The following is a 4,570-nucleotide window of genomic DNA, read 5'->3' on the forward strand; positions in this document are numbered from 1 at the left end:
CGGTGACGAACGGTCCGTCCAGCTTCTGGGCGGCCGGACCGAGGGGAGTGGTGGGGGTCCCGAAGTCATGCATGGCCGCTTCGGGCAGGACGACCAGGTCACCGTCGAGGCCGGCGGTGAGCCGTTCGATCGTGGAGAGGTTCGCGTCCGGATCAGTGCCGGCGGCCATCTGTACGAGAGCGACACGCATGACCCCATTGTGGTGCACGCCCGGATACACCGTGGAACGAGCCGCGCCCCGGGGCCTCGAAGGCATCCCGGGGCGCGGCTGCTTGTGCCTACCCGTGTGGCGAAGACATCAGCCGGTGGCCGGGCTGGCCTCCCCTTCGGAGGAGCCGACCGTCCGTCCTGGCGACTTTCCCGCAGCGGTGGTGGTCTTCCGGGCCGTGGGAGCGGGCGCGGAAGCCTCATTCTCGACGCGGGCCATCACGTCGTCGGGGATGTCCTCCGGGCCGATCTCGTAGCTGGACTCGCCGTGGTGCACCTTGTCGATCCCCACGACCTCGTGGTCTCCGTCGATCCGGAAACCGATCGTCTTCTGCAGGATCGCGCCGATGATGTAGGTGAGGACGAACGAGTACGCCATGACGGCGAGCACGCTGACGACCTGCCGCCAGAGCAGATCGACGCCTCCGCCGAAGATCAGCCCGTTCACCCCGTCGGGAGCGTCGGCGGTGGCGAGGAATCCGATGGCCACGGTGCCCACCAGCCCGCCGACCAGGTGCACGGCGACGACGTCGAGCGAGTCGTCGTAGCGCAGCCGGAACTTCAGGCTGACTGTCAGCGAGCAGATGACCCCGGCGAGCAGGCCGATGACGATCGAGCCCACCGGGTTGACCGCGCCGGCGGCCGGCGTGATGGCCACCAGGCCGGCGACCACACCGGATGCCGCGCCCAGCGAGGTGGCGTGGCCGTCGCGGGCCTTCTCGACGATGATCCAGGCCAGCAGCGCAGCCGCAGTGGCGCCGATCGTGTTGAGGATGGCGAGCCCGGCCGCGGCGTCGGCCGCGTACGCCGAACCGCCGTTGAAGCCGAACCAGCCGAACCACAGCAGGCCCGCTCCGATCATCACTAGCGGCAGGTTGTGCGGCCGGTGTGAGCCTTTCCCGAAATCACGGCGCCGGCCAAGGACCAAGGCCAGAGCCAGTCCGGCAGCGCCCGCGTTGATGTGCACCGCGGTGCCACCGGCGAAGTCCACCGCGCCGAGGTCGTCGATCCAGCCGCCGTCGCCCCAGACCCAGTGCGCCACTGGCGAGTACACGACGGTCATCCAGATGCCGGCGAACACCAGCCAGGTCCAGAAATTCGCACGGTCGGCGATCGAACCGGCGATCAGCGCGACCGTGATGACCGCGAACATGCCTTGGAAGCCGACGTCGACGAGAGTAGGAATATTGCCGCTCTCGGCTGCCATCATCCCGGACATGCCGAAGAAGTCACCGGGGTTGCCCAGCAGGCCCCCGATGCTCTCGCCGTAGGCGATCGAGTATCCCCACAGAATCCAAAGGATGCTGACAACACCCAGGGCGCCGAAGCACATCATCATCATGTTGATGACGCTCTTCGCACGGACCATGCCGCCGTAGAACAGCGCGAGTCCTGGAGTCATCAGCATGACCAATGCCGTGGATACCATGATCCAGGCGGTATCTCCCGTATCCATATGCCGTCCCTCCACGCGAGCAGGCTGAGCCGCAATTGACGGCCGGACGCGGTCTCGTTCACCGATGATCGTGACCTGCCCCGCCATCTTCGAGCCGCGACGTTGCGGCAACCGGACACCACGAGCGTGGAGGCACGACGTTTCACGAACGCGCTCGAAACGGTTACAAAGAGATGTCGTGATCCGGCAAAGGTGTCGTGTGTGTTAAACGACGGGGTCACATATTGCGGATTGATCACGTTTTCCTCACCGCCGGAAAGGAGAGGCGGCGCCAACGGCCCGCATGGAGGCAGGCCTCGCGCGGGCGCTTCTGCTCAGCCACTCTCCCGTGCGGGACTGACGACCCGCCTGCTTGAACCGCATCTGCGCGGCGGACGGTCTACTCTGGTCCGGTGCCGGTCGAGTTCATAGGTGCCAATCCGAACGTGACGCTGTTCCGCGGCCCGGCGAAGGCGGGATTCGTCTCGTTATGGGAAGCCGAGTGGAGCGTGCGCGGTCCCGGCGTGGCCGTCCTGGCCTGGATCGACGGCGACCCTCAGGTTCGGTTGCTGACCCCCGAGTTCGGTCTGGGTACGTGGCTGGCCGATACCTTCAGCCGGCACTTCCCGGAGCTCTCGGACCTTCCGGAGATCGGCGAGCCCGTCGAGTGCGAGGTGCGAGAGTGGCGCGTCACGTCCGATCACGTGCGGGCCAGAGTGACGGGCGAGGACGGCTCCCGCGTGGCCGTGTCGATCGGGCAACCGTTCGCGGCCCGGCCGGGTCACGTCGTCGACTGGGAGCTGGGCGACGCGCGGTGGACACTGACCAACCTGCAGACGTTCTGCATGGACGCCACCCTGGAGGTCGACGACGCACGCGTCCTCGGGCGTGCGGTGGTGAACGAGGACGGCGACCGCCCGATTTCGACGGCCTTCATCGCCACTCATGAAACGTGGACACGCCAGTAGGCCCGCACTTCATGCCTGGCGGAAGGGGAGAACAACTAGATCTGGTCGATGCGGCGGCCGCGGGAGACGTTGTCGTTCCACAGCCGGATCCCGCCCAGCAGGCCGTACTCGTTGCCGACGATCGTCACATCTGGGCCGAGGTCGGCTTGAAGGTGCTTGGCGCCGCCGCCGCCGAGGTACAACCGGTCCCAGTAGAGCACTGGGCGGAGCCCGTCGAGCGCCTTGGCCACCCGCCGGGACCAGCGCTTGTTGCCCAGCTTCTTCCGGGTGTGATGCCCGAGCTGTTGGTCGTAGGTCTCGCCCTTGCGGAACGGCGCCTGGGAGAGCTCGACCTTCGGCAGTAACCGGCCGTCGTCGAACAATGCGCATCCGAGCCCGGTGCCGAGCGTCAACACGACCTCGAACCCCTTGCTCTCGATGACGGCCAGACCGGCGATCTCGGCGTCGTTCAGGACGCGTGTGGGCTTTCCGAGCGCCGTCTCGAGTGCTGCTTGCACGTCGAAACCGGACCAGGCCTCCACCAGCTCGTCACTGATCGGTGTGAACGGCCCGGCCTCGGTGACGTAGTGCGGGGTGGCGTAGACAACGCCGAGCCGCATCATGCCCGGGAAGCCGACCGAGACCCGGTCATACTCCTCCCCGGTGCTCTCGGCCAGCATGGCGACAGCCGCCACGAGCACGTCAGGCGGGCACGGGTACGGCGTGCGGAGACGGACGCGCTCATGCACTGGTACGCCGTCTGCGTCCAACACAGAGGCTTTGAGGCCCGTTCCGCCGCAGTCCACGGCCAGGGTGCGCGGTCCGCGCGCTGCGGTGGTCGTCACGACACGACGGTAGCGCGTCTCGGCTGCACAGTGTGAATCGCGGGGGTGTTCATGGCACACTTGGCTGTGCCAGGAGGGCTGCCGGAGTGGCCGAACGGGGAACTCTTGAAAAGTTCTAGGGCGGGGCCCTCTCCGTCCTCATGGGTTCGAATCCCATGCCCTCCGCGCCAGGTCACCGACCAGAACGACGTGTTCGGGCCGGCCAGAGCCGGCAGGTGACGCGTGCTCGGTGGGGCGGGCCGTCCGTCCCTCGCTTCTGGTCGGGGACGGTGCGCTCGCCAGGCCCGGCTGACCGACGGCCGGAATAGCGCCGACGTCAGGTGTTCCCGTCCGAGAATCGGATGTGCGACTGTCCGAACCGCACCTGGAAGCCTCCGTCGATCGCACGGATGCCTTGTGGCTCGGCGTCCTCGTCAGCCGGAACGGGCACCGTCCACAGCTCCTCGCCGGTCTCAAGGTCATACCCGGCGACCACGCTGTCGTCGCTGTCGAGCGCGTAGAGCGCCGTGTCCGCCACCGCGACCCGGAATCCGCTATCGGACAACGGCATGCTGAGCAGCCGGTCACCGCCGGGCACTGCGTATACGTCGACCCAGTCGTTGTTCGGGTCGGAACCCTGGACAGCGATCAAGGTGGGTTCCCCGGATCGGGTGAGCACGTCTGTGCCACTCGAATGCTCGACTTCGCGGTGCAGCCAGTACCAGTTGCGATTGCCCGGCGCACGTACCGCGTAGTCCTTCCCGAAGTCCAGCAGCACGGTGTCGTCCGCGTCCAGCCGGGTCACGGACATCCGGGTCATCTCGTTGTCGCCAGGCAGAACATCCCACGCGACGGCGCCATCACGGGCATCGAGGGCCAGTACTCGCCTGGTTCCGTGCCGATAGACGTAGATCTCGCCTCCCACCGGTACCAGGTCCCAGGTGTCGGCAGGGCTGCTCGGCATTCCGGAGGTGCGCGGCGCATCCTCGAAGTTCGTCGCCGGTTCACGATCCCAAGATGTCTCGCCGGTCTCGATGTCGTAGGCCGTGACTGTGTCGCCGTCGGCGACGTACAGACGGTCTTCATCTGCCGCGCGTGAGGCTCCTTGCACGGACCAGAGATGCTCCCCGGTCTCGGCGTCATGTACCTCGACCCAG

Annotated in this window: 4 protein-coding genes, 1 tRNA gene and 1 pseudogene; 2 read left to right on the top strand and 4 right to left on the bottom strand. The window is 67.1% G+C overall.

Going from position 1 to position 4,570, the window contains the following annotated elements:
• Positions 1-190 (bottom strand): annotated as a pseudogene (locus tag ELR45_RS39100) (hydrolase); the annotation flags it as partial.
• Positions 191-298: 108 nt separating this feature from the next.
• Positions 299-1,663: an ammonium transporter gene (locus tag ELR45_RS25785; protein WP_129668896.1), complete on the bottom strand. Its 1,365-nt coding sequence runs from the start codon at positions 1,661-1,663 to the stop codon at positions 299-301.
• Positions 1,664-2,055: 392 nt separating this feature from the next.
• On the opposite strand from ELR45_RS25785, the gene ELR45_RS25790 reads away from it, so the two are divergent.
• The gene (locus tag ELR45_RS25790) at positions 2,056-2,610 is read left to right on the top strand and encodes a hypothetical protein (protein ID WP_129668897.1); all 555 of its coding nucleotides are present in this window, start codon (positions 2,056-2,058) and stop codon (positions 2,608-2,610) included.
• A 35-nt stretch (positions 2,611-2,645) separates the two neighbouring features.
• On the opposite strand, the gene ELR45_RS25795 is transcribed toward ELR45_RS25790, so the two are convergent.
• A complete protein-coding gene (locus ELR45_RS25795) occupies positions 2,646-3,434 on the bottom strand; it encodes an ROK family protein (protein WP_129668898.1) in 789 nt (262 codons plus the stop codon).
• Between the two features lie 72 nt (positions 3,435-3,506).
• Between ELR45_RS25795 and ELR45_RS35820 the strand changes: the two genes are divergently transcribed.
• Positions 3,507-3,599 (top strand) — tRNA-Ser (locus ELR45_RS35820).
• Between the two features lie 151 nt (positions 3,600-3,750).
• On the opposite strand, the gene ELR45_RS35825 is transcribed toward ELR45_RS35820, so the two are convergent.
• The coding region (locus tag ELR45_RS35825; RefSeq protein ID WP_165368105.1) for an outer membrane protein assembly factor BamB family protein at positions 3,751-4,570 on the bottom strand (820 nt) is incomplete at its 5' end.

It is taken from the genome of Phytoactinopolyspora endophytica, from assembly GCF_004138495.1.
Lineage (GTDB): Bacteria > Actinomycetota > Actinomycetes > Jiangellales > Jiangellaceae > Phytoactinopolyspora > Phytoactinopolyspora endophytica.

What these genes read in the sequence shown, in the direction of transcription:
- ELR45_RS25785 (WP_129668896.1), bottom strand. Translation starts at nt 1,663, where the DNA reads ATGGATACGGGAGATACCGCCTGGATCATGGTATCCACGGCATTGGTC.